Source organism: Microbacterium sp. NPDC055683 (genome assembly GCF_053617895.1).
Genome location: NZ_JBSHGQ010000006.1, coordinates 76,779 through 98,630, shown reverse-complemented (window position 1 = coordinate 98,630; position 21,852 = coordinate 76,779). Strand labels below are relative to the sequence as shown.

The 21,852-nt window shown below is 72.2% G+C and carries 24 protein-coding genes and 1 tRNA gene; 10 read left to right on the top strand and 15 right to left on the bottom strand.

The annotated features are described in order from the left end of the window. Positions 1–106: 106 nt before the first annotated feature. The 4 genes from ACWGPF_RS04415 to cofD all read left to right on the top strand — a co-directional run bounded on the left by ACWGPF_RS04415 (position 107) and on the right by cofD (position 2,891). Positions 107–229: a hypothetical protein gene (locus ACWGPF_RS04415; RefSeq protein ID WP_452331667.1), complete on the top strand. Its 123-nt coding sequence runs from the start codon at positions 107–109 to the stop codon at positions 227–229. Between the two features lie 209 nt (positions 230–438). Continuing rightward, positions 439–729 (top strand): hypothetical protein, encoded by a 291-nt coding sequence (locus ACWGPF_RS04410; protein WP_452331666.1) that lies wholly within the window; start codon positions 439–441, stop codon positions 727–729. Between the two features lie 71 nt (positions 730–800). Next, positions 801–1,877 (top strand): GNAT family N-acetyltransferase, encoded by a 1,077-nt coding sequence (locus tag ACWGPF_RS04405; protein WP_452331665.1) that lies wholly within the window; start codon positions 801–803, stop codon positions 1,875–1,877. Between the two features lie 33 nt (positions 1,878–1,910). Next, positions 1,911–2,891: a 2-phospho-L-lactate transferase gene (cofD, locus tag ACWGPF_RS04400; protein WP_452331664.1), complete on the top strand. Its 981-nt coding sequence runs from the start codon at positions 1,911–1,913 to the stop codon at positions 2,889–2,891. 12 nt (positions 2,892–2,903) lie between these two features. Here the strand turns inward: cofD and ACWGPF_RS04395 are convergent, their stop codons facing one another. From ACWGPF_RS04395 to ACWGPF_RS04365, 7 genes are all read right to left on the bottom strand, one after another. Then, positions 2,904–3,578: a SatD family protein gene (locus tag ACWGPF_RS04395; RefSeq protein ID WP_452331663.1), complete on the bottom strand. Its 675-nt coding sequence runs from the start codon at positions 3,576–3,578 to the stop codon at positions 2,904–2,906. Between the two features lie 72 nt (positions 3,579–3,650). Further along, complete coding sequence (mutM, locus tag ACWGPF_RS04390) at positions 3,651–4,547, bottom strand: bifunctional DNA-formamidopyrimidine glycosylase/DNA-(apurinic or apyrimidinic site) lyase (protein ID WP_452331662.1); 897 nt, start codon at positions 4,545–4,547, stop codon at positions 3,651–3,653. Continuing rightward, positions 4,540–5,229: a ribonuclease III gene (gene rnc, locus ACWGPF_RS04385; protein ID WP_452331661.1), complete on the bottom strand. Its 690-nt coding sequence runs from the start codon at positions 5,227–5,229 to the stop codon at positions 4,540–4,542. The genes mutM and rnc overlap by 8 nt, the downstream gene beginning before the upstream one ends. A 19-nt stretch (positions 5,230–5,248) precedes the next feature. Then, entirely contained in the window at positions 5,249–5,458 is a 210-nt protein-coding gene (gene rpmF, locus ACWGPF_RS04380) for a 50S ribosomal protein L32 (protein WP_050721097.1), read from the bottom strand. 2 nt (positions 5,459–5,460) lie between these two features. Further along, on the bottom strand, positions 5,461–5,955 hold the full coding sequence (locus tag ACWGPF_RS04375) for a YceD family protein (RefSeq protein WP_452331691.1): 495 nt from the start codon (positions 5,953–5,955) through the stop codon (positions 5,461–5,463). A 119-nt stretch (positions 5,956–6,074) separates the two neighbouring features. Beyond that, positions 6,075–6,575: a pantetheine-phosphate adenylyltransferase gene (gene coaD / locus ACWGPF_RS04370; RefSeq protein ID WP_345435274.1), complete on the bottom strand. Its 501-nt coding sequence runs from the start codon at positions 6,573–6,575 to the stop codon at positions 6,075–6,077. Positions 6,576–6,594: 19 nt separating this feature from the next. Further along, the gene (locus ACWGPF_RS04365) at positions 6,595–8,760 is read right to left on the bottom strand and encodes an ATP-dependent DNA helicase RecG (RefSeq protein ID WP_452331660.1); all 2,166 of its coding nucleotides are present in this window, start codon (positions 8,758–8,760) and stop codon (positions 6,595–6,597) included. A 49-nt stretch (positions 8,761–8,809) separates the two neighbouring features. On the opposite strand from ACWGPF_RS04365, the gene ACWGPF_RS04360 reads away from it, so the two are divergent. Further along, on the top strand, positions 8,810–9,379 hold the full coding sequence (locus ACWGPF_RS04360; protein ID WP_452331659.1) for an RsmD family RNA methyltransferase: 570 nt from the start codon (positions 8,810–8,812) through the stop codon (positions 9,377–9,379). Positions 9,380–9,383: 4 nt separating this feature from the next. Here ACWGPF_RS04360 and thiL read toward each other — a convergent pair whose 3' ends face one another. Next, the gene (thiL, locus tag ACWGPF_RS04355; RefSeq protein ID WP_452331658.1) at positions 9,384–10,370 is read right to left on the bottom strand and encodes a thiamine-phosphate kinase; all 987 of its coding nucleotides are present in this window, start codon (positions 10,368–10,370) and stop codon (positions 9,384–9,386) included. A gap of 49 nt (positions 10,371–10,419) precedes the next feature. On the opposite strand from thiL, the gene ACWGPF_RS04350 reads away from it, so the two are divergent. After that, a complete protein-coding gene (locus ACWGPF_RS04350) occupies positions 10,420–10,941 on the top strand; it encodes a DUF3515 family protein (protein WP_452331657.1) in 522 nt (173 codons plus the stop codon). Here ACWGPF_RS04350 and ACWGPF_RS04345 read toward each other — a convergent pair whose 3' ends face one another. From ACWGPF_RS04345 to ACWGPF_RS04315, 7 genes are all read right to left on the bottom strand, one after another. Then, positions 10,942–12,036, bottom strand: a complete 1,095-nt coding sequence (locus ACWGPF_RS04345; RefSeq protein WP_452331656.1) for a D-alanine--D-alanine ligase family protein — start codon at positions 12,034–12,036, stop codon at positions 10,942–10,944. Beyond that, positions 11,936–13,051, bottom strand: a complete 1,116-nt coding sequence (locus ACWGPF_RS04340) for an NAD(P)H-dependent glycerol-3-phosphate dehydrogenase (protein WP_452331690.1) — start codon at positions 13,049–13,051, stop codon at positions 11,936–11,938. The genes ACWGPF_RS04345 and ACWGPF_RS04340 overlap by 101 nt, the downstream gene beginning before the upstream one ends. Then, positions 13,051–13,797 carry a lysophospholipid acyltransferase family protein gene (locus ACWGPF_RS04335; RefSeq protein WP_452331655.1) on the bottom strand — a complete coding sequence of 249 codons (747 nt, stop codon included), beginning with the start codon at positions 13,795–13,797 and terminating at the stop codon, positions 13,051–13,053. The genes ACWGPF_RS04340 and ACWGPF_RS04335 overlap by 1 nt, the downstream gene beginning before the upstream one ends. Next, entirely contained in the window at positions 13,794–15,158 is a 1,365-nt protein-coding gene (murA, locus tag ACWGPF_RS04330) for a UDP-N-acetylglucosamine 1-carboxyvinyltransferase (RefSeq protein WP_452331654.1), read from the bottom strand. The genes ACWGPF_RS04335 and murA overlap by 4 nt, the downstream gene beginning before the upstream one ends. Before the next feature lie 67 nt (positions 15,159–15,225). Continuing rightward, positions 15,226–15,822 (bottom strand): 3-isopropylmalate dehydratase small subunit, encoded by a 597-nt coding sequence (leuD, locus tag ACWGPF_RS04325; protein ID WP_452331653.1) that lies wholly within the window; start codon positions 15,820–15,822, stop codon positions 15,226–15,228. Between the two features lie 11 nt (positions 15,823–15,833). Then, positions 15,834–17,288 (bottom strand): 3-isopropylmalate dehydratase large subunit, encoded by a 1,455-nt coding sequence (gene leuC / locus ACWGPF_RS04320; protein ID WP_452331652.1) that lies wholly within the window; start codon positions 17,286–17,288, stop codon positions 15,834–15,836. Positions 17,289–17,520: 232 nt separating this feature from the next. Further along, complete coding sequence (locus tag ACWGPF_RS04315) at positions 17,521–18,558, bottom strand: TerC family protein (protein ID WP_452331651.1); 1,038 nt, start codon at positions 18,556–18,558, stop codon at positions 17,521–17,523. Positions 18,559–18,890: 332 nt separating this feature from the next. On the opposite strand from ACWGPF_RS04315, the gene ACWGPF_RS04310 reads away from it, so the two are divergent. The 4 genes from ACWGPF_RS04310 (at position 18,891) to ACWGPF_RS04295 (ending at position 21,832) form a co-directional block, all read left to right on the top strand. Continuing rightward, a tRNA-Glu gene (locus ACWGPF_RS04310) sits at positions 18,891–18,963 on the top strand. Between the two features lie 87 nt (positions 18,964–19,050). Continuing rightward, the gene (locus ACWGPF_RS04305; RefSeq protein WP_452331650.1) at positions 19,051–19,680 is read left to right on the top strand and encodes an MBL fold metallo-hydrolase; all 630 of its coding nucleotides are present in this window, start codon (positions 19,051–19,053) and stop codon (positions 19,678–19,680) included. Between the two features lie 56 nt (positions 19,681–19,736). Then, the gene (locus ACWGPF_RS04300) at positions 19,737–20,549 is read left to right on the top strand and encodes a shikimate 5-dehydrogenase (protein WP_452331649.1); all 813 of its coding nucleotides are present in this window, start codon (positions 19,737–19,739) and stop codon (positions 20,547–20,549) included. A 32-nt stretch (positions 20,550–20,581) separates the two neighbouring features. Then, on the top strand, positions 20,582–21,832 hold the full coding sequence (locus ACWGPF_RS04295; protein ID WP_452331648.1) for a CoA transferase: 1,251 nt from the start codon (positions 20,582–20,584) through the stop codon (positions 21,830–21,832). Positions 21,833–21,852: the final 20 nt, after the last annotated feature.

Here is a 21,852-nt window from a genome sequence, read left to right as displayed (position 1 = left end):
CTGGGAATCCGCTTGACGTGCGCTGTGAAGCATGCGTAATGTGGCTGACCGCACACGATCACCCCGGGCGCACCGCCCGCATGAGGTCCGAGAGGAGGAGGCCGACATGGATACCACAACGAACACGCCAGACGCGTTCATCGCCCGCACGGCCTCCGTCCCCGCTCATGGGGCAGGGCTCCGTCTCGGGAGCTGGATCGCGATCGGCACCGCACGACGTCAGTCGTAGCGCGGCCGCACCGGACCCCTTCCTCCGTCTCGGGACAGGTCCGTCCTGACGGGACCGCGTCCCGTCCCCGCGCCTGAGCCCCCCCGCTCGGCACACCGCCCGGCCGGTCACCCCGGCCGCGCCCCCGCCGTCCCCGGCATCGCCATCCGGCCACCCGGGGTCGTCTCCCGTTCCGCATCGGAACACCTCTCCCTCACGAAGGAAGCACCGTGAACACGATTCACCTGTCCCGTCCCCATCCGCCCCAACCGCAGGCGGTCTCCCGCCTCGCCACGGAGCTCTCGGTCATCCCCGAGCGCACCCCGCGGACGAGCGCGGCCGATCGCCTCGCCATGCGCATCGGCCTGCGACTGCTGCTGTGGGGCACCCGTCCCGCCGACGCGCAGGAGCGGGCGCGCGCACACCACGAGCGGCTGCGCACCGCCGAGGCGGCCCGCCGCGAGCACGAGCTCGCGGTCGCCCGCGCGCACCTGCTGCACGGCACCCCGTTCATCCGATGAGCGCCCGCCGACCCACCCCGCCCCGCGGAGCCGACCGCTCCGCGGGGCACCCCGCACAGAGAGGCATCCCCATGGACTGGACGATCGACCCCCTCGTCGTCCCCGCATCGCTCGACGCCGACGACGCCGCCGGCTTCCTCGCGCTCGCCCGCATCGCCAACGCGTCCTGGCGTCGGGACTCCGGCACCGATCTGCACGACGACGACCCGGCCGAGCTGCTGAGCCGCTGGCAGGAACGGCGCTACCGCACCCACCACGGGCTCCTCGCCCGTCGTGGCGATGTCGTGGTGGGCACCGCCTCGCTGTCGGAGGACACCACGACGACGCGCTCCGCGGAGGTCGAGGTCTCCGTCGAGGCGGACGAGGAGGACTCCGGCGTGGGAGACGCCCTGCTCGCGGCCGTGGAGGCGGTCGCCCGCGACCGGGGGCGCTCCGTCCTCCAGGGGTGGACCATCCACCGCCCGACCGCCGTCGGCGACGACGTCCTCGTCCCACCGACGGGCGCCGGCGCCATCCCCGCGGCCGACCCGTCTGCACGGCGCATGCAGCGCGCGGGCTACGCGCTGGGCCAGGTGGAGCGCAACAGCGTGTTCGATCTGCACGGCTCGTTCGACGCGGTCGACGCCCTCCTCGCCGACGCGCAGGCGCGCGCGGGTTCCGACTACCGCGTCGTGTGGTGGGCGGGCGCCACCCCGGCCGAGCACGCCGACGGCTACGCGCGGGCGATCGCGCGGATGTCCACCGACGTGCCCGCCGGCGAGCTGTCGATCGAGGAGTCGTCGTGGGACGCCGAGCGCCTCGCCGTACGCGACCGCCGGCTCGCGGAAGCAGGCCAGCTGCTCGGCGTGACGCTCGTCGTGCACGAGCCGACGGGCGAGGTCGCGGCGTTCAACGAGCTGCAGGTCGGCGTCGACCGCAGCCGACCCACGTCCCAGTGGGGGACGCTCGTCATGCCGGAGCACAGAGGGCGCCGCCTCGGTGCGATCGTGAAGTGCGTGGGGCTGCAGCGGTGGCGCGAGGTGGCACCAGAGTCGCCGTGCGTGTCGACGTTCAACGCCGAGGAGAATCGCTACATGCTCGACGTCAACGAGGCCGTCGGATTCCGCCCCGCCGCGTACGCGGCGGCGTGGGAGAAGACCCTGGAGTGACGGCCCCGCCGCCGCCCCCGGTACCGTGGACGGATGCGCTACACGGTCATCGGGGGCGGCGTCGGCTGCGCCCGCTTCGTCGCGGGGCTGCGGGAGCACGTGCGCCGCGAGGAGCCCGACGCCCGCATCGACGTGGTCGTCAACACGGCCGACGACTGGTGGGTGTCCGGCCTGCGGATCGCGCCGGACCACGACAGCCTGCTGTACGCGCTCGCCGGGGTCAACGACCGCGCGCGCGGCTGGGGACGGTCCGGCGAGTCCGAACGCGTCTCGGCGGAGCTCGCGGAGTGGGGGGTCGCGCCCGACTGGTTCACGCTCGGGGACCTCGACCTCGGCACTCATATCGCCCGGACGGCCTGGCTCCGCGCGGGCGCGACCGTGTCGGAGGTGTACGCGCGGCTGGGGGCGCGATGGGATCTCGGCGTCACCCTCCATCCCGCGACCGACGACGAGATCGACACCCATGTCCTCGTCGACGACGGCGGGCGCATGCACTTCCAGGAGTGGTGGGTGCGCCATCGCGCCGCTCTGCCCGCCCGCGCCTTCGAGCAGGAGGGCATCGCCCTGGCGCGTCCGTCCGCGGGCGCGCTCGAGGCGGTCGCGCGAGCCGACGTCGTGCTCGTCGCGCCCTCGAACCCGGTCGTGTCGGTGGGCCCCGTCCTCGCCGTGCCGGGCATGCGCGAGGCGGTCGCGGCATCCCCGGCGCCCGTCGTCGGCGTCTCGGGCGTCATCGGCGGGGCCGTCGTGCGCGGGATGGCGGATGCGTGTCTGGCCGCCATCGGGGTCGAGACGGATGCCGCCGCCGTCGCACAGCACTACGGCGCCCGCGCATCGGGCGGGCTGCTCGACGCGTGGATGGTCGGTCTCGAGGACGCCGCATCCGTCGCGCGCGTCGAGGCCCTCGGCATCGCGACCGCGGCGGTTCCGCTGTGGCTGCGCGACGCCGACTCGTCGGCGCAGGTGGCTCGCGACGCCCTGGCCCTCGCCCGCCGCGCACGGGCCTCCCGCCCCTGACCGGCGTCGGCTCTAGCGCGCGTCGGGGAAGACGCGACGGGCGCGCACGCCGAGCTCGAGCGCCTCCGCGCCGACCCTCAGGGCCATCGACGCTGGCCGGTTGAGCGCCTGCGAGACCGCGGACGGCGAGACCCCCTCCATCTCGGCGATCGTCTTCTGCGGATAGCCGCACCAGCGGAGGAAGAGCGAACGGCGCACGCGGGGGGTGAAGTCGGACACGAGCTGGTCGCGCGCCATCAGGTAGGCGTTGACGGGCCCCTCCTGGGCGATCTCGTGCGGAGCGGAGTCCTCGTCGACGACGAACCATGAGCGCGCGAAGGGGGCGCGGGTGCGCTCGAGGTCGCGTGCGCGCTCGACGGCGGCTCGGGCGGCCCACCAGCCGGGGCCGTCCTGGATGCCCTCCGACAGCCGCGACTGGACGCGGGCGATGCCGCCGAGCCCGATCCCGAAACGGCACGCGACGCCCTTCGGCAGCGCGAGCTGGAAGTAGAGGGTCGAGAGCAGCGCGTCGTCGACGGTGCGGAAGACGGCCTGGAACTCGTCGCCGACGGTCGGATACCAGGCCTGCAGCGCCCACGGGTAGGTGCGGTCGACCTCGATCACGGCCGCCTCGATGGCGCGCTGCACCTCGTCTCGTGACGCCGCCTCGCGCGAGGAGATGATGTCCGCGATCACTGCCACCGTCATGCGATGAAGCATATCACTGAATCCATGCCGCAATTAAGTGAATACGCTTAACTCGTGACCGGATGAAGCACATCACTGACGTCGCTGGCAGCGAGGGCAGTAGTGACTGCCACGGTTGGCGAACGCCTCGCGAACCAGCGGCCGGCCGCACCGGTCGCAGGGCTGCCCCTGGCGTCCGTACGCGTGGAGCGAGTGCGCGAAGTAGCCCGCCTGCCCGTTGACGTTCACGTACTGGGCGTCGAAGCTCGTGCCCCCTTCGGCGAGGGCCTTCTGCAGCACGGCGCGCACCTCGGCGAGCAGCCGGTTCGCCGTGCGCGTCGACACGGCGGACGCCGGCGTCTCCGGATGGACGCGCGCCGCCCACAGCGCCTCGTCGGCATAGATGTTGCCGATGCCGCTCACGACCGCCTGATCGAGCAGCACGCGCTTGACGGCGGATCGGCTGCGCGCGAGCGCCCCGACGAAGGCGTCGGGCCGGAATGCCGGATCGAGCGGGTCGCGGGCGATGTGCGCGGCCTGCGACGCGACGACGGGCGCCGCGCTCCCCCGTCCGCCCGCCGCGCCGTCACCCGTCGGAACGAGGGCGTCGACGGCGAGCGAGCCGAAGGTGCGCTGGTCGGCGAACACGACGGCGAGCTCGCCGTGCGACGGATGGTCGACGACCATCCGGATGCGCTCGTGACGCTCGCGGGGCGCATCGACGGAGCGCAGCAGCAGCTGCCCGCTCATCCCCAGGTGCCCGACGATCGCCTCGTCCGCACCGTCGTCGAGCGGCAGCCACAGGAACTTCCCGCGACGCACCGCGGCGGCGATCGCGCGCCCCTCGAGCCGTCCCTCGAAGTCGGCCGCCGTTCCCGGGTGCCGTGTGAGGGCGCGCGGATCGAGCACCTCGACGGCGACAACGGCCGCGCCGGCGACGGCGGGCTCGAGGCCCGCACGGACGACCTCGACCTCGGGCAGCTCAGGCATCGACGCCGCGGTCGGACAGCGCGTGCCACGCCGTCAGCGCCGCCGCCATCTCCGCCTGCTTCTTGCTGGTGCCCTCGCCCGTCGAGGCGTGGTCGCCGACGATCACGGTGGCCGTGAAGCGCTTGTCGTGGTCGGGACCCGACGCCGTCACGGTGTAGGAGGGCGCGCCCCTGCCGAGCCGCGCGGACAGCTCCTGCAGGCTCGTCTTCGGGTCGACGGCCGCGCCGTAGCGCTCGGGGTCGGCGAGAAGGGGCTCGATGAGGCGCAGCACGAGCGCCGCGGCCTCCTCGGGACCCGCGGAGAGGTAGGCCGCGCCGAACACGGCCTCCGTCGCGTCCGCGAGGATGGAGTCCTTGTCGCGGCCGCCGGTCTGCTCCTCGCCGCGCCCGAGCCGGATGTGCGCACCGAGGCCGATGCCGCGCGCCACCTCGGCCAGGGCGACGGTCGACACGACGCTGGCACGGCGCTTCGCGAGCGCCCCCTCGTCGAGCTCGGGATGACGCGCGTAGAGCATCGTCGTCACGGCGAGCCCCAGCACGGAGTCACCGAGGAACTCGAGCCGCTCGTTGTGCGGGATGCCGCCGTGCTCGTAGGCGTAGGAGCGATGGGTGAGGGCCAAACCAAGAAGCTCGGCGTCGATCTCGACGCCGAGCTTCTCGGTCAGTGGCCGCTGGTGCGCCACGGAAGTACGTTTCCGACGATCAGACGTCGGCGACCTTGCGGCCCTTGTACTCGAGGAACAGCTCGGTGCCCTGCGAGTCGGTGACGACCTTGGCCTGGTGCGGACGGCTGTAGACGACCTTGCCGTTCTCCACCGTCTTGACGAGGGCGGGCGCCTCCGCCTTCCACTGCGCGCGGCGCGAGCGGGTGTTGGAGCGGGAGACCTTCCGCTTCGGGGGGTTACCTGCCATGACTAGCTCTCTTCTGTGTTCGGGGCGGCGGTGTCCGCCGATCCATCCTGGTCGGTGAGTTCCCGGAGCGCAGCCCATCGCGGATCGAGGGGCTCCTGCTGCGGAGAACCAGTGCCCGGGGCCAGACGCTCACCCGTGGCCGGATCAAGACCGGGGCAATCCGGCTGGCACACCGGCTGAAACGGAAGCGACAAAACGACCGCATCCCTGACCAGAGTTTCAAGATCCACGTGGTCGTCTTGAACCTCGAAGTCAGTGGTTTCCCCTCCAGGGTACTCGAAAAGCTCCTGGAACTCGACTTCGACAGGCTGGACGATCTCTCGCAGGCAGCGCCCGCACTCCCCCTCGTACTCCGTCTCGACGTCGCCCGTGACGAGGATGCCCTCGTGCACGGACTCGAGCCGGACCTCGAGGTCGAGCTCCTTCCCCTTCGGGACGGACACGATCCCCTCGCCCCACTGATCGGGCGCCGGGATGACGAGCGAGTGCTCCCGCATCTCCCCGGGCTTGCGGACGATATCGCGGACGGGCAGCACGAAGGGCCCGTTATGACGCGTTCTCACAAGGACCCAGCCTACCGTCGCGACCCGCCGCGCGGGCCGCGCGGCGCCGCGCGTCAGAACTCGCGGGAGGTCGCGCTCTCGAGGTAGCGCGCCACGGGTGCCGGGACGTACGGCGACACGTCTCCCCCGAGCCCGGCCACCTGCCGCACGAGCGAGCTCGACACCACGGAGTGCGCGGGATCCGCGAGGAGGAAGACCGTCTCGACGCCGGCGAGGTGGTTGTTCACGACGGCCATGGGCGTCTCGTAGGCGACGTCGCCCTGCGAGCGGATGCCCTTGACGAGGACGCCGGCTCCGACCTCCTGCGCGTAGTCGACGAGCAGGCCGACGCTCCACGAGCCGACGATCACCCGGCCGCCGATGCCCGCCTCCGCGACCGACTGCTCGAGGAGCTGCAGCCGCAGGGCGATCGGCAGCATCCCCTCCTTGTCGGGGTTGTGCACCACGAGCACGTGCAGCTCGTCGTACAGCGACGCAGCGCGGCGGATGACGTCCAGGTGGCCGAGGGTGGGCGGGTCGAAGGAACCCGGGACGACGGCGATCCGGTTGCTCATGCGGCCAGCCTAGCGAGCGTCAGCTCTTGGCCAGGGCGGCGCGCTCGACCTGCGTGACCCGTCGCGCCAGCGCCTCGGCGAGACCGGGATGGCGGTCGAGCAGCGGGTCGTCGTCGAGCACGCGGTCGGCCTCGGTCCGCGCCTGTGCGATGAGCGTCGCGTCCTTGATGACCCGCAGCAGGCGCAGCGAGGAGCGCACGCCCGACTGGGCATCGCCCAGCACGTCGCCCTCGCCGCGCAGCTCCAGATCGGCCTCCGCGAGCGCGAACCCGTCGAGCGTCGCCGCGACGGCGTCGACGCGGGCGCGCGCGTCGCTGCCCTCCCTCGCCTCCGTGACGAGCAGGCAGAGGCCGGGCACGCCCCCGCGGCCCACGCGGCCGCGGAGCTGATGCAGCTGAGACACGCCGAAGCGGTCGGCGTCCAGGATGACCATCGTCGAGGCGTTGGGGACGTCGACGCCGACCTCGATGACGGTCGTGGCGATGAGCACGTCGAGCCGACCGGCCGCGAACTCCTGCATGACGCGGTCCTTCTCGTCGCCCGGCATGCGCCCGTGCAGCGTCGCCAGTCGCATCCGACCGAGCGACGGATGGCCCCCGAGCAGCTCGGCGACCTGCGCGACGCCCCATCGGGGCCCGCGCGAATCGCCGTCCTCGGCCTCCGGCGCGTCGTCCTCGACGGCGGCCTTGCCCTTCGCGGAGACGTCGATCGCCGGGCACACGACGAACACCTGGTGCCCCTTGCCGACCTCCTCCGCCGCGCGCTCCCAGACCCGCTCGAACCACCGTGGCCGCTCCGCGACCGGTGCCACGTACGTCTCGATCCCGGCGCGACCGGCGGGCATCGTGCGGATGGTCGACACGTCGAGATCGCCGAACACCGTCATCGCGACGGTCCGCGGGATGGGCGTGGCCGTCAGCACGAGGGCGTGCGGGCTCGTCCCCTTCGCGCGCAGCGTCTCGCGCTGCTCCACGCCGAACCGATGCTGCTCGTCGACGACCACGAGGCCGAGGTCGGCGAACGTCGTGTTCTCGCTCAGCAGCGCGTGCGTGCCGACGACGATGCGCGCCTGACCCGACGCGACGTGGAGGGCGGCGCGACGCCGCGCCGCCGCGGGCATCTGGCCCGTGAGCAGGGTGGGCATGAGCTCGGGCGCGAGCCGGGGCCCGAGCATGCGGGCGATGGAGCGGAGGTGCTGCGCCGCGAGCACCTCGGTGGGCGCGATGAGCGCGGCCTGCCCTCCCGACTCCGCGACCTGCAGCATGGCGCGCAGCGCCACGAGCGTCTTGCCGGAGCCGACCTCTCCCTGCACGAGCCGGTTCATCGGCCATCCCGCGACGAGGTCGGCGGCGATGTGCGCTCCCGTCGTCTCCTGGTCGGGGGTGAGCGCGAACGGCAGTGCGGCGTCGAACCGCTCGAGCAGTCCTCCGGGGCTCGCCTCCCGCCGCGCCGCGGCCAGATGGCGCACGAACTGCCGCTGCTGCGCGAGCGCGGTCTGGAGGACGAGTGCCTCGTGCCAGCGGAGCACCTTGCGCGCGGCGTACGCGTGGGCCTCGTTGGCCGGGCGGTGCACGCCCTCCAGTGCGTCGCGCGCCCCCATGAGCTTCTCGCGGTCGCGCAGGTCGGCGGGCAGCGGCTCCGGCACCTCTCCGAGGGCGTCGAGGCAGGCTGCGACGAGCTTCTCGACCTGCATGCTCGTGACGGTCGCGGTCGCGGGGTAGACGGGGATGAGCCGGCTCGCGAACTCGATCGCGCGATCTGCGGTGTCGTCGTCGTCCTCGAACAGCTCGTACGACGGGTGCGAGAACTGGAGGCCGCCGCGGTACTCCCCCACCTTGCCCGAGAACACGCCGCGTCGGCCGCGGCGCAGCTCTCCCTGGCGCCAGTCCTGGTTGAAGAAGGTCAGCGACATCTCTCCGAAGCCGTCGCCGATGATCACCTCGAGCAGGCGCCCCCCGCGGCTGCGCATGGGGCGGGACTGCACGCGGAGCACCTCGGCGACGATCGTCACGGCCTCGCCGAGCGGGAGACCCGCGATCGGCGTGAGGTCGCCGCGGCTCATGTAGCGCCGCGGGTAATGCGCGAGGAGGTCGCCCACCGTCGCCATCCCGAACGCGCGCGAGAGCGCGGCGGCGTGCGTCGCCCCCACGGCCTCGGAGAGCGCGGAGTCGAGCGTGTGCGGCATGGGACGAGTCTAGGAGGAGGCTCCGACAGGCGGCCGGTATCGTGGCGGGGTGACGAGGATCATCGCGGGACGGGCGGGCGGCGCGCGCCTCGACGTGCCCCGCTCCGGCACGCGCCCCACGAGCGAGCGCGTGCGCGAGTCGCTCTTCGCGTCCCTCGAGGACACCGGGCTCCTGCCGGGCGCCGACGTCGTCGACCTCTACGCCGGATCGGGCGCGCTGGGCCTCGAATGCGCGAGCCGGGGAGCGGCGGCGGTCGACCTCGTCGAGCGCTCGAAGCCCGCCGCCGCGATCGCGAAGCGCAACGCCGACACCGTGCGCCGGGCGATGGGGGCGGATGCGCCGCGCGTGCGCGTGCATCCCGTCGCGGTGCGCACGTACCTCCGATCGGCGGCTCCCGGCATCGACATCGCGCTGCTCGATCCCCCCTACGAGCTCCCGGACGCCGAGCTGTCGGAGGACCTCGCCCTCCTCGCCCCGCTGATCGCTCCAGACGGCCTCGTCGTCGTGGAGCGGGCGACGCGCTCCGGCGCTCCCGACTGGGCGGCGGCGGGGCTCGCCGCATGGCGCGACCGCGCCTACGGCGACACGACGCTGTGGTGGGGAGAGCCGGCGGGCTGAGCGCTCAGCCGGTCGCGGCGTCCCAGTCGCGATAGGGGTCCCAGCCGGCCCGGCCCTCGTAGGGCGCGCCGTCCACGAGCACGGCCGCGGGGCCGCGCTCGATGACGCGCCCCACCTCGCGGAAGCCGGCGGGCAGGTCCGCATCCGGGAACGTCGCGAGCAGGGCGTGGTCCTCACCGCCCGCCAGCGCCCGCGCGGGGTCCGCGCCGAGCGCGGCCGACGCGAAGTCGAGCGATGCCCGCGAGGCGTCGGCCATCCGCCCCGCGTCGAGCGCGAGCCCGTCCGAGACGTCCATCATGGCGGTCGCGCCGGCGAGTGCCGCGAACGGGCCGAGGCCCACGGGAGGCGCCGGGCGCAGCTGGGCCGCGAGCGCCGCGAGATCGCCGGGGCGCAGCGCGGCGTCGTCGACCGGCAGGGGCGTCCCGTCCGCATCGCGGAACCTGCCGAACAGCACGGCGAGACCCGCATCGGCATGACCCAGCTCGCCAGCCACCGCGACGACGTCGCCCGGTCTCGCGCCCGAGCGCGTGACGGGGGCGCGGCCCTCGAGGTCGCCGAGCGCGGTCACGGCGACCGTGAGCACGTCGCTCACCGTGAGATCGCCGCCGACGACGGCGCAGCCCGGCGCGAGGGCGTCGCACGCCTCGCGGAGCCCGTCAGCGAGCGCCTCCACGAACGAGATGCGGGTGCCCTCCGGCATGGCGAGGGCGACGAGGAGCGCCGTCGGACGCGCGCCCATGGCCGCCACATCGGCGAGGTTCACGGCCGCCGCCTTCCAGCCGAGGTCGCGCCCGCTCGTCCACGCGAGACGGAAGTCGGGTCCGTGCACGAGGGTGTCGGTCGTCGCGACCACCGAGCCGGAGGGAGCCGCGACGACCGCGGCGTCGTCTCCCGGGCCGAGGATGGCGGCCGTGGCGCGCCCCGTGCGGGAGAGGATCCGCCGCAGGATGGCGCCCTCGCTCAGCTCGCCCACGGTCGGATCAGCATGCATCCGTCCAGCGTAGGCGAACGCCCAGGGGCGGCGAGCCTAGGCTGGACGGGTGCCCCGCCGTCTCGCCGCCGTCCCCGTGCTCGCCGTCCTCGCGGCCTCGCTCCTCGCGGGCTGCACGCCCACGGTCCACCTCGAGGCGGCTCCCGACGCGGGCGACCCCCTCTGCGCCGACGTGTCGGTGCGGATGCCCGACTCCGTGTCGGGGCTCGAGCGCCGGTGGACCGACGCGCAGGCGACGGCCGCGTGGGGCGACGACGCCGGCACGGCCGTCATCCTCTCGTGCGGGTTCGACGCGCCGGCGCCGACCACGCAGCAGTGCGTGACGATCGACGGCGTCGACTGGATCGTCGACGAGACCGACCGGCCCAACCTCCGCATGACGACCTACGGCAGGGAGCCGGCCGTGCAGGTCTACGTGAACACCGAGGTGGTCACGGCCGACAGCGTCCTGGCCGGGTCGGCGCTCGGCTCCGCCGTGCAGTCCCTTCCCCGCACCGCCCAGTGCACCGATCCCGACGTGGCGGAGCCGGAGGCGACCGACGCGCCCACGACGGGCGACGCGGGCGACTGATCAGGCCGCGCGCGCCATCCCCAGCTCCACGAGCTCGGTGATCAGCTCCGAGTAGGTCATCCCCGACGCGATCCAGCACTTCGGGAACATCGAGATCGGGGTGAACCCCGGCATCGTGTTGAGCTCGTTCACGACGATGTCGCCCTCGGGCGTGAGGAACACGTCGACGCGGGCGAGGCCGCGGCCGTCGACCGCCTCGAAGGCGCGGACGCCGACGTCGCGGATGGCCGCGATCTCCTCGTCCGAGAGGGCCGCGGGGCACACGACGTCGACGCCCTCTCCTCCGAGGTACTTCCCCTCGAAGTCGTAGAAGTCGCGCGTCGTGAGCACGATCTCGCCCGGCAGCGACGCGCGGGCGGGCGCCCCGTCGCGTCCCTCGAGCATGGCGACCTCGATCTCGCGGCCGACGATGCCCACCTCGACGAGCACCTTGTCGTCCTCGGCGAACGCGACGCGCATGGCCTCGTCGAGCTCGGACGCGTCGTGCGCCTTCGAGACGCCCACGCTCGAACCCGCACGGGCGGGCTTGACGAACAGCGGGTATCCGAGGGCCTCGGCCTCCGCGCGCACCTCGTCCGCCGCGCGCTCCCAGCGCTGCTGGCGGACGGTCGTCCACGGCGCGACGGGCACGCCCGCCGCCTGCAGCGCGATCTTCATGAAGTGCTTGTCCATGCAGAGCGCCGAGTCGAGTACGCCGCCGCCTGCGTAGGGCAGCTCGAGGATGTCGAGGAAGCCCTGCATGGTGCCGTCCTCGCCGTGCACGCCGTGCAGGATGGGCAGGACGGCGTCGACCACGCCGAGCTCCCGCTCGGTGCCGTCGGCGTCGACGACACGCAGGGTGCGGTCGCCGCCCGCCGTCGGCCACACGATGCGCGTGCCGTTGTCGACGACCTCGGGGAGCTTCGCCGCGTCGAGCCGGAACTTGCCGGGGTCGTCGTCCTCGAGGACGAAGACGCCGTCGCGCGTGATGCCGATCGGGATCACGCGGTAGCGGTCACGGTCGATCGCCCCCAGCACGCCGCCCGCCGTCGCGGACGAGATGGAGTGCTCGCTGGAGCGCCCGCCGAAGAGCACCGCCACTGTCGCCGTCGTCATTCGTCGTCCTCTCCCCCTGGGGGGTGTCGTCGTCTGTCGTGAGATGCGGCGCGATGTCGCGCGGCGCGAGCGTGCCGTCGAGCACCATCTTCACCTGCTCGACGATGGGCATCTCGACGCCCTTCGCCTTCGCGAGCTTGAGGATGGGCGCGACGGAGCCGAGGCCCTCGGCCGTCTGCTCCATCTGCTTCACGACGTCCTGGAAGGTGTAGCCCTGGCCGAGGAGCCGGCCGGCCGTGTTGTTGCGGCTGAGGGGCGACTGGCATGTCGCGATGAGGTCGCCGAGGCCGGCGAGACCCTGCATGGTCGCGGGCTGCGCGCCGTAGGCGACCGCGAAGTCGGTCATCTCGACGAGTCCGCGCGTGATGATCGACGCCTTCGTGTTCTCGCCGTAGCCGACGCCGTCGACGATGCCGATCGCGACCGCGATGAGGTTCTTGAGGACGCCGCCGAACTCGGTGCCGATGACGTCCGTGTTGACGAAGCTGCGGAAGTAGCGATTGCGCGCCGTGCGCGCGATGCGGTCGGCCGTCTCCTGGCTCGACGAGGAGATCACGGCGGCCGTCGGCTGCTCCCTCGCGATCTCGAGGGCGAGGTTGGGTCCGCTCGCGACGGCGATGCGGGCGGGGTCGCAGTCGAGCGCCTGCTCGACGACCTGGCTCATCCGCAGTCCCGACCTCTTCTCGACGCCCTTCATGAGGCTGACGACCGGCACGTCGGCGTTCCCGATCAGCGGGCGAAGCTGCTTGAGGGTGTCGCGCGCCGACTTGCTCGGAACGGACAGGTACACCTGCTCGGCGCCCTCGAGAGCCTTCTGCAGCACGTGCGTGGCGCGGATCGACCGCGGCAGGTTGATGCCGGACAGGTACTGCGAGTTGCGCTTGGCCTGGTCGATCTCCTGCGCGAGCTCGGGACGTCGCGCCCACATGGTCACCTGCGCGCCGCCGTCCGCCAGGATCTTGCCGAACGTCGTCCCCCAGCTGCCCGCGCCGATGACGACCACGCGCTCCGGGATCACAGCTTGCCCGTCTCGGTCTGGCCGTGCTGCGACGGGTCCCAGCGCTCGGGGGGCGCGGTCTCGCCGCGCAGCTGCTCGAGCAGCCCGGTGATCGCGGCCATGAGGCGGTCGGTTCCCTCCGAGATCGCCGCCTGATCGGTGCGGCCGCGCAGATCGGAGAGGTCGACGGCATCGCCGACGACGACCGTCATGGGCTTGCGCGGAGGGAAGAGCGACAGCTTTCCGTAGCGCGGCATGAGGGCCTGCGCGCCCCACTGCGCCATGGGGATGAGCGGCAGATCGCCCGCGAGCGCGAGCCGCACGGCGCCCGACTTCCCGCGCATGGGCCACAGGGCTGGGTCGCGTGTGAGTGTGCCCTCCGGGTACACGATGACGCCGTTGCGCTTCGCCGCGAGCTCCTTCGCCTGCGCGAGGGCCTGTGCCGCGGCTCCGCGGGATCGGGCGACGGGGACCATCCCGGTCGCCCGCAGCGCTGCACCGAGCACGGGCACGCGGAAGAGGCTCTCCTTCGCGAGGAAGCGCGGAGCGCGCCCCATCCGCCAGGTCGCCACGGCCACGATGAGGGGGTCGATCTCGCTGTGGTGGTTCGGAGCGAGGACGAACGCCCCGTCGGCCGGCAGCTTCTCGCGGTCGCGGATGTCGATGCGCGCGACGATGCCGACGAGCGGCACGATGATGGCGGCGAGCAGCCAGAAGATGCTCGGACGCGACTTCTCCGGAGAGGAGGAGGCGCCCACCGTCATCCCACGACGTCGAAGTCGGCTCCGAGCGCAGTGAGCTTCTCGAAGAACTTCTCGTACCCGCGGCGGATGATGCCGACACCGGACACGCGCGACGTGCCCTCGGCCGCCAGGGCGGCGATGACGTGGCTGTAGCCGCCGCGCAGGTCGGGCACGACGATGTCGGCGCCGTGCAGCGGGGTGGGTCCCGTGATGACGGCCGCCTGCTCGAGCTCGCGACGCGGAACACGGCGGTAGGGGCCGTCCAGACCGCGCGGGTGCACGACGATGTCGGCGCCCATCTGGTTGAGCGCCGCGATGAACCCGAAGCGGTTCTCGTACACGGTCTCGTGCACGACGCTCGTGCCGTGCGCCTGCGTGAGGGCGACGATGAGCGGCTGCTGCCAGTCGGTCATGAAGCCGGGATGCACGTCGGTCTCGACCGTGACGGCCTTGAGGGGCGCCGAGCCGCGCCGGAACCGGATGCCGTCGTCGGTGATGTCGAAATCGCCGCCGACCTTCCGGTAGACGTTGAGGAACGTGAGCATCTCGTACTGGCGCGCGCCCTTGACGAAGATGTCGCCGTCGGTCGCGAGGGCCGCGGCCGCCCACGATGCGGCCTCGTTGCGGTCGAAGAGCGAGCGGTGGTCGTAGCCGCGCAGCTCGCGCACTCCCTCGATGAAGATGACGCGGTTCGGCTCGTACGAGATGATGGCGCCCATCTTCTGCAGCACGCCGATGAGGTCCATGATCTCGGGCTCGATGGCGGCGTTGCGGAGCTCCGTGACGCCCTCCGCGCGGACCGCGGTCAGGAGGACCTGCTCGGTCGCCCCGACGCTCGGGTAGGGCAGCTCGATGTCGGCGCCGTGGAGTCCCCCGGGGGCCGACAGCCGGATGCCGTTCGGCTGCTTGTCGACGACGGCGCCGAAGGCACGGAGCGCGTCGAGATGGAAGTCGATCGGGCGGTCGCCGATGCGGCAGCCGCCGAGGTCGGGGATGAACGCCTGGCCGAGCAGGTGCAGCAGCGGACCGCAGAAGAGGATCGGGATGCGCGACGACCCGGCGTGCGCGTCGATCTCCTCGAAGTTCGCCGACTTCGCCTCACTCGGGTCGAGCACGAGCGAGCCGGGCTCGTCGCCCTCCGTGACGGCGACGCCGTGCACCTCGAGCAGCGAGCGCACCACCTCGACGTCGCGGATGTCCGGCACGTCACGGAGGATGCTCGGCGTCTCGCCGAGCAGGGAGGCGACCATCGCCTTCGTCGCGAGGTTCTTGGCCCCGCGCACGTCGACCTGACCGCGCAGCGGGCGTCCGCCGCGGATCTCGATCACCTCGCCGCGCGACGCCGATGCGTCCGCGACCTTCTCGTCGCCCAGGAGAGTCATGTGCTGGTGGCCTCACTACCGTTCAGGCGGGTTCTCCGCCGGCTTGTCGGGGCCCCGAGCCCCTGGCTCACGGAACGGGGATCGTCCGCGGCCGCCACGCCTCGCGGCGGGCCTCGAACTCCGCGATCTTCTCTTCGTTGCGGAGGGTGAGCCCGATGTCATCGAGCCCCTCGAGGAGCCGCCACCTAGTGTAATCGTCGATGTCGAAGGCGGCCGTGAAGTCGCCGAGTACGGCGGTTCGCTCGACCAGGTCGACCGTCATCGACGCGCCGGGCTGGGCCTCGATGGCGGCCCAGAAGCGCTTCGCGTCAACCTCCGAGATGACGCCGGCGACGAGCCCCTGCTTGCCGGAGTTGCCGCGGAAGATGTCGGCGAACCGCGGGCTGAGGACGACTTTGAAGCCGAAGTCGCGCAGCGCCCAGACGGCGTGCTCGCGGCTCGAGCCCGTCCCGAAGTCGGGGCCGGCGACGAGGATCGACGCACCCTGGTAGGCGGGCTGGTTGAGCACGAACTCCGGGTCCTGACGCCAGCCGTGGAAGAGGGCGTCGTCGAACCCGGTCTTCGTGACGCGCTTGAGGAACACCGCGGGGATGATCTGGTCGGTGTCGACGTTCGAGCGCTTCAGCGGCGCGGCGATGCCCGTGTGGGTCGTGAACTTCTCCATGACGGTGCTCCTCAGACGGCCAGGGCGGCGGCGGGCTCGAGATCGGACGGGCTGGACAGGGTTCCGCGCACGGCGGTCGCGGCGGCGACGAGCGGCGACACGAGGTGCGTGCGCCCGCCCTTGCCCTGCCTGCCCTCGAAGTTGCGGTTCGACGTCGACGCGCAGCGTTCGCCCGGCGCGAGCTGGTCGGGGTTCATCCCGAGGCACATCGAGCATCCGGCGAAGCGCCACTCGGCTCCGAAGTCCGTGACGATCTTGTCGATGCCCTCGGCCTCGGCCTGCAGGCGCACCCTGGCCGACCCCGGCACGACCATGACGCGGACCCCGTCCGCCTTCGTGCGCCCCTGGATGATCGATGCGAAGGCGCGCAGGTCCTCGATCCGGCTGTTGGTGCACGACCCCATGAAGACGGCGTCCACGGCGACGTCCTTCAGCGGCGTTCCGGGCACGAGGTCCATGTACTCCAGCGCGCGCTCCGCGGCGGCGCGCTCGTTGGGGTCGTCGAAGTCGGTGGACGACGGCACGACGTCGCTGAGCGAGACCCCTTGTCCGGGGTTCGTCCCCCACGTCACGAACGGCTCCAGTTCGTCGGCGTCGATGAGCACCTCGGCGTCGAACACCGCTCCCTCGTCGGTCGGGAGCGTCCGCCAGTACGCGACGGCGGCGTCCCAGTCCTCGCCCTTCGGCGCGTGCGGCCGGCCCTCGAGGTAGGCGAACGTCGTGTCGTCCGGCGCGACCATCCCGGCGCGGGCGCCCGCCTCGATCGACATGTTGCAGATCGTCATGCGGCCCTCCATGGAGAGCGAGCGGATGGCGCTGCCGCGGTACTCGAGCACGTAGCCCTGCCCGCCGCCCGTGCCGATCTTCGCGATGACGGCGAGGATGATGTCCTTCGCCGTGACGCCCGGCTTCAGCTCGCCCTCGACCGTGATGGCCATGGTCTTGAAGGGCTTGAGCGGCAGCGTCTGCGTGGCCATGACGTGCTCGACCTCGCTCGTGCCGATGCCGAAGGCCATGGCGCCGAACGCGCCGTGCGTGGACGTGTGGCTGTCGCCGCACACGACCGTGATGCCCGGCATGGTGAGGCCCAGCTGCGGGCCGACCACGTGGACGATGCCCTGCTCGGCGTCGCCCAGCGAATGCAGGCGCACGCCGAACTCCTCGGCGTTGCGACGCAGGGTCTCGATCTGGGTGCGGCTCGTGAGGTCGGCGATCGGCTTGTCGATGTCGAGCGTCGGGGTGTTGTGATCCTCCGTCGCGATCGTCAGGTCGAGGCGGCGCAGCGGCCTCCCCTCGGCGCGGAGGCCGTCGAACGCCTGCGGGCTCGTGACCTCGTGCACGAGGTGGAGGTCGATGTAGATGAGGTCGGGCTGGCCGTCCTCGCCCTTGACGACGAGGTGGTCGTCCCACACCTTCTCGGCCAGCGTGCGCGGGCGATCGGGGATGACGGTGTCGGTGATGCTCATGCGTTCCTGCTCCTAGCGGTCGTCGGTGTCGGCCTACGACGGGACTCCGCGACGGGGGAAGGCCTAGAACAGGATCCCGTCGCGGCGCATAAGGAGGAGTCGGGCGCACCGCACCCTGCCAGCCTAGCAGGGTGCTCGTGCGCGACGCCTCATCGATGAGATGTGCGCAGACGGCCGCGGCGCGCCGACCCGCCGCTGGGCAGATCGGCGCGCCGCGTCGGCGTCGGTGCGCTCAGTGCTTCGCGTCGTCGCCGATCGTGACGTCGGTCCCCTCGGGGCCCGTCAGGGTCGCCGAGCTGCGCTTCTCGCGAGCCGACGACACCAGGCTCGCGATGGTCGCGACGGCCATCGACCCGATGATGACGCCGAGCGACGTCCAGTTGTTGATCTCGGGGACCCATTCGATGTGCTGCCCGCCGTTGATGAAGGGCAGCTCGTTGACGTGGAGGGCGTGCATGACCAGCTTGACGCCGATGAAGGCGAGGATGAACGCGACGCCGTAGTGCAGGTACTTCAGCTTCTCGAGCAGATCGCCGAGGAGGAAGTACAGCTGGCGCAGCCCCATGAGGGCGAAGATGTTGGCCGCGAACACGAGGAACGGGATCTGGGTGATGCCGTAGATCGCGGGGATCGAGTCGATCGCGAACATGAGGTCGGTCACGCCGATCGAGATGAACACGACGAGCATGGGCGTGAGCATGCGCTTGCCGTTGACCGTCGTGCGCAGCTTCGCGCCGTCGTACTCGTCGCTGATGTCGATGAAGCGGCGGAGCGTGCGGACGATGAAGCTCTCCGTCTGCTGGTCGCTGTCGTGCTTCTCGGGCAGCGCCTGCTTGATGGCGGTGTACAGCAGGAAGGCGCCGAAGATGTAGAAGATCCAGCTGAAGCTCTCGATGAGGGCGGCGCCGAGGAGGATGAACGCCGCGCGCAGCACGAGGGCGATGATGATGCCCACCATCAGCACCTCCTGCTGGTAGCGGCGGGGCACCGAGAACTGGCTCATGATGAGCACGAAGACGAACAGGTTGTCGATCGAGAGGCTGTACTCCGTGAGCCATCCCGCCACGAACTCGCCTGCGTGCTGCGCATCGCCGATCGCCCAGAGGATGCCCGCGAAGACGAGGGCGAGCGCGACGTAGAAGACGACCCACAGCGTCGACTCGCGCGTCGAGGGGATGTGCGGCCGCTTCAGGATGATGAGCAGGTCGGCGACGAGGATGAGGGTCAGGATCACGAGGGATCCGACCTGGAACGCGACGGGGATGTCCAAAGCGCGTGGCCTTTCGGAGGGTCGGGGAATCGGCGAAAGTCTCTCCCCCGCGCGATGCGCGGCGCATGCCCGGGGCCTCGGATGCGAGGCCCGTGATGACGAGCAGACGTAGGCGGGATACTCCCCTTCGACCTCACACGATACCCGCAGGGCGCCATCCGTGGTGCCCGCAGAGCGACGGATGCCCGGAGCGACGGGAATGGGCGCTGACCAGGCCGACACGCGCGGGAAGGCAGCGGAGGGGGCCTCGATTTGGCCCGATCCGCGATCCCGTGTCATACTTTTCTGGTGCCCGGGAACGGGAACGAAACGAAAACTGAAGATCAGGTTACGGCCCCATCGTATAGCGGCCTAGTACGCCGCCCTCTCACGGCGGTAACGCGGGTTCGAATCCCGCTGGGGTCACCGTAACGATAAGCCCGGTTCCGACAGGAGCCGGGCTTCTCGCGTTGATGCGTCCCCTGGGCGGATGTGTGGTGGTTGACTGGGCTCATGCGCGTCACGAAGCACGAACACGCCGCCCTCCGCATCGAGCAGGACGGGCGGACGCTCATCGTCGACCCGGGTGGATTCACCGCACCGCTCGACGTCGACGGCCTCGTCGCCGTCGTCGTCACGCACGAGCATCCCGATCACTGGACGCCCGATCACGTCTCGGCCCTCCGTGCGGCAGCTCCCGGCGTGCCGATCTACACGACGCCCGCGGTGGCCGCGCAGGTGCCCGATGCCACGGTCGTCGTGCCGGGCGACGTCGTCGACGCCGGCGGATTCCGCCTCGAGTTCTTCGGCGGCACGCACAGCGAGATCCACTCCTCGATCCCGCTCGTCGACAACGTCGGCGTGCTCGTCGACGACGCGCTCTACTACCCCGGCGACTCGTATGCGGTCCCCGACGGCCGCACCGTCGCCCTGCTCGCCGCGCCTGCGGGCGCGCCGTGGCTGAAGATCGGCGAGGCGATGGACTTCGTCCTCGCCGTCGCGCCGCGTGCCGCCTTCGGCACGCACGACGCGACGCTGTCGGCCGCAGGGCTCGCCATGCACCGCGGCCGGCTGCGGTGGGCGACCGAGCAGGGAGGCGGCGCCTTCCACGACCTCGACGCGGGCGACGTCGTCGAGATCTGACCCTCGCGCTCGGCGGCGGAGGTCGAGGATGGGCGGAGGTCGGGGATCATGGAGACATGCCCATCCTCAACAAGGACATGTCGGTCTGCATCTCGCTCTCCGGACGGCCGTCGAACATCGGCACGCGCTTCCACAACGCCCTCTACGACGAGCTCGGTCTGAACTTCGTCTACAAGGCGTTCACGACCGACGACCTCGAGGGCGCGATCCGCGGCGTGCGGGCGCTGGGCATCCGGGGGTGCTCGGTGTCCATGCCCTTCAAGGAGGCGGTCATCCCCCTCGTCGACGAGATCGAGCCGTCCGCGGAGGCGATCGCGTCGATCAACACGATCGTCAACGACGACGGCGTGCTCACGGCGTCGAACACCGACTACGAGGCCGTCGCCGAGCTGCTCTCGACCCACGCCGTCGACACCGCCCTGCCCGTCCTCCTGCGCGGGTCCGGAGGCATGGCCAAGGCGGTTGTCGCGGCGTTCCGCGGCGCGGGGTTCGACGACCTCACCGTGCTCGCGCGCAACGAGACCGCCGGTCGCGCGCTCGCCGACGCCTACGGCTACCGCTGGGTCGCCACCGAGCCGGAGCCCGGTGCCGCCGTCGTCGTCAACGTGACCCCGCTCGGCATGGACGGAGCCGACGCCGACGTGCTCGCATTCACTCCCGCCCACGTCGACGCCGCAGACGTCGTGTTCGATGTCGTCGCGTTCCCGTCCGAGACCCCCCTCGTGCGCGCCGGACGCGCCGCGGGCACGCAGCTGATCACGGGCGCCGAGGTCATCGCCCTGCAGGCGGCACGCCAGTTCGCGCGCTACACGGGCATCACGCCGACGCCCGACCAGGTGGCCAGGGCCTCCGCGTTCTCGCGGGCCTGACGGCGCCGGGCCGCCCGTCATACCCTGGCCGCATGGCCATCCTCATCCGGCGGTGGTGGAACGCGCCGCTCGACGTCGAGGGGCTCGCGATCGACGCCGTCTCCGAGGTCGTCGACGCGGTCGCGCGACTCGTGCGCGCCCAGGGTCGGCGGACGGCCGTGGACACGACGTCCGAGCTCGTCCGCGCCGCGTTCGAGAGCGTCGAGCACATCCGCATCGACGGACGCCCTCTGTCGCCGTGGGCCGAACTGTCGGGGTTCTTCCGAGCCGCCGACGGCCACGTGCGTCTGCACGGCAACTACCCGCATCACGCCGACGCCATCCGGCGCACGCTCGGAGCGGCGTCGCGATCGGACGTGGAGGCGGCCATCGGAAGGCGCCGCGCCCAGGAGGTGGAGGACGCGATCGTCGCGGCCGGCGGCGTCGCGGCCTCCGTGCGGTCGCCGTCGGAGTGGCGCGACCACCCTCAGGAGCAGGCGACGGCCGCAGAACCGTGGGCGCGGATCGACCCCACGGGCATCCGGGCCGTTCCGCCATCGGGCGACGCACCGCTCGCCGGCGTGCGCGTCCTCGACCTCACACGCGTCATCGCCGGCCCCGCGTGCGCCCAGCTGCTCGCGTGCCTCGGCGCCGACGTGCTGCGGGTCGATCCGCCGCACCGCCCCGAGCTGCCGTGGCAGTACCTCGCGAGCGCCATGGGCAAGCGGTCGGCCGTGGCGGATCTCGGCGTCCGCCACGACGGGATCCGCGCCCTCCTCGACCGTGCCGACGTCGTTCTGCTGGGGTACCGGCCGGGCGGACTCGACCGATTCGGCCTCTCCCCCGCGCAGCTCGCGGCGGATCATCCCCGCCTCGTCGTCGCGGCGCTGTCGGCCTGGGGCGCAGACGGCCCGTGGGGCACCCGCCCCGGGTTCGACTCGATCGTGCAGGCGGCGACCGGGATCTCCGTCGCGTGCGCGGACGCCGACGGACGCCCCGGCGCACTCCCCGTGCAGGCGCTCGACTTCGCGACGGGCTATCGGATGGCCGCGGGCGTCGTGGAGCTGCTGGCCGCCGGGCGCGCGGGGCTGGTGCGGGCGAGCCTGCTGGGCGCGGCGCGCACGCTGCTCGCCGCCGGGCCTCCTCCTCCCGGGGAGAGTCGGAGCATGGGCACCCCGCTCGTGACGGCCATGTCACCCGCCGGACCGGTCGTGCTGCCGCCGCCGCCCGTGCGCCTCGACGGCGCGACGCTCGCCCGCGATGCGGGCGGCTACGGCGCGGCGCCTCTCGCCTGGGGCGGCTGAGGCATCGTATGCCGCCGGCG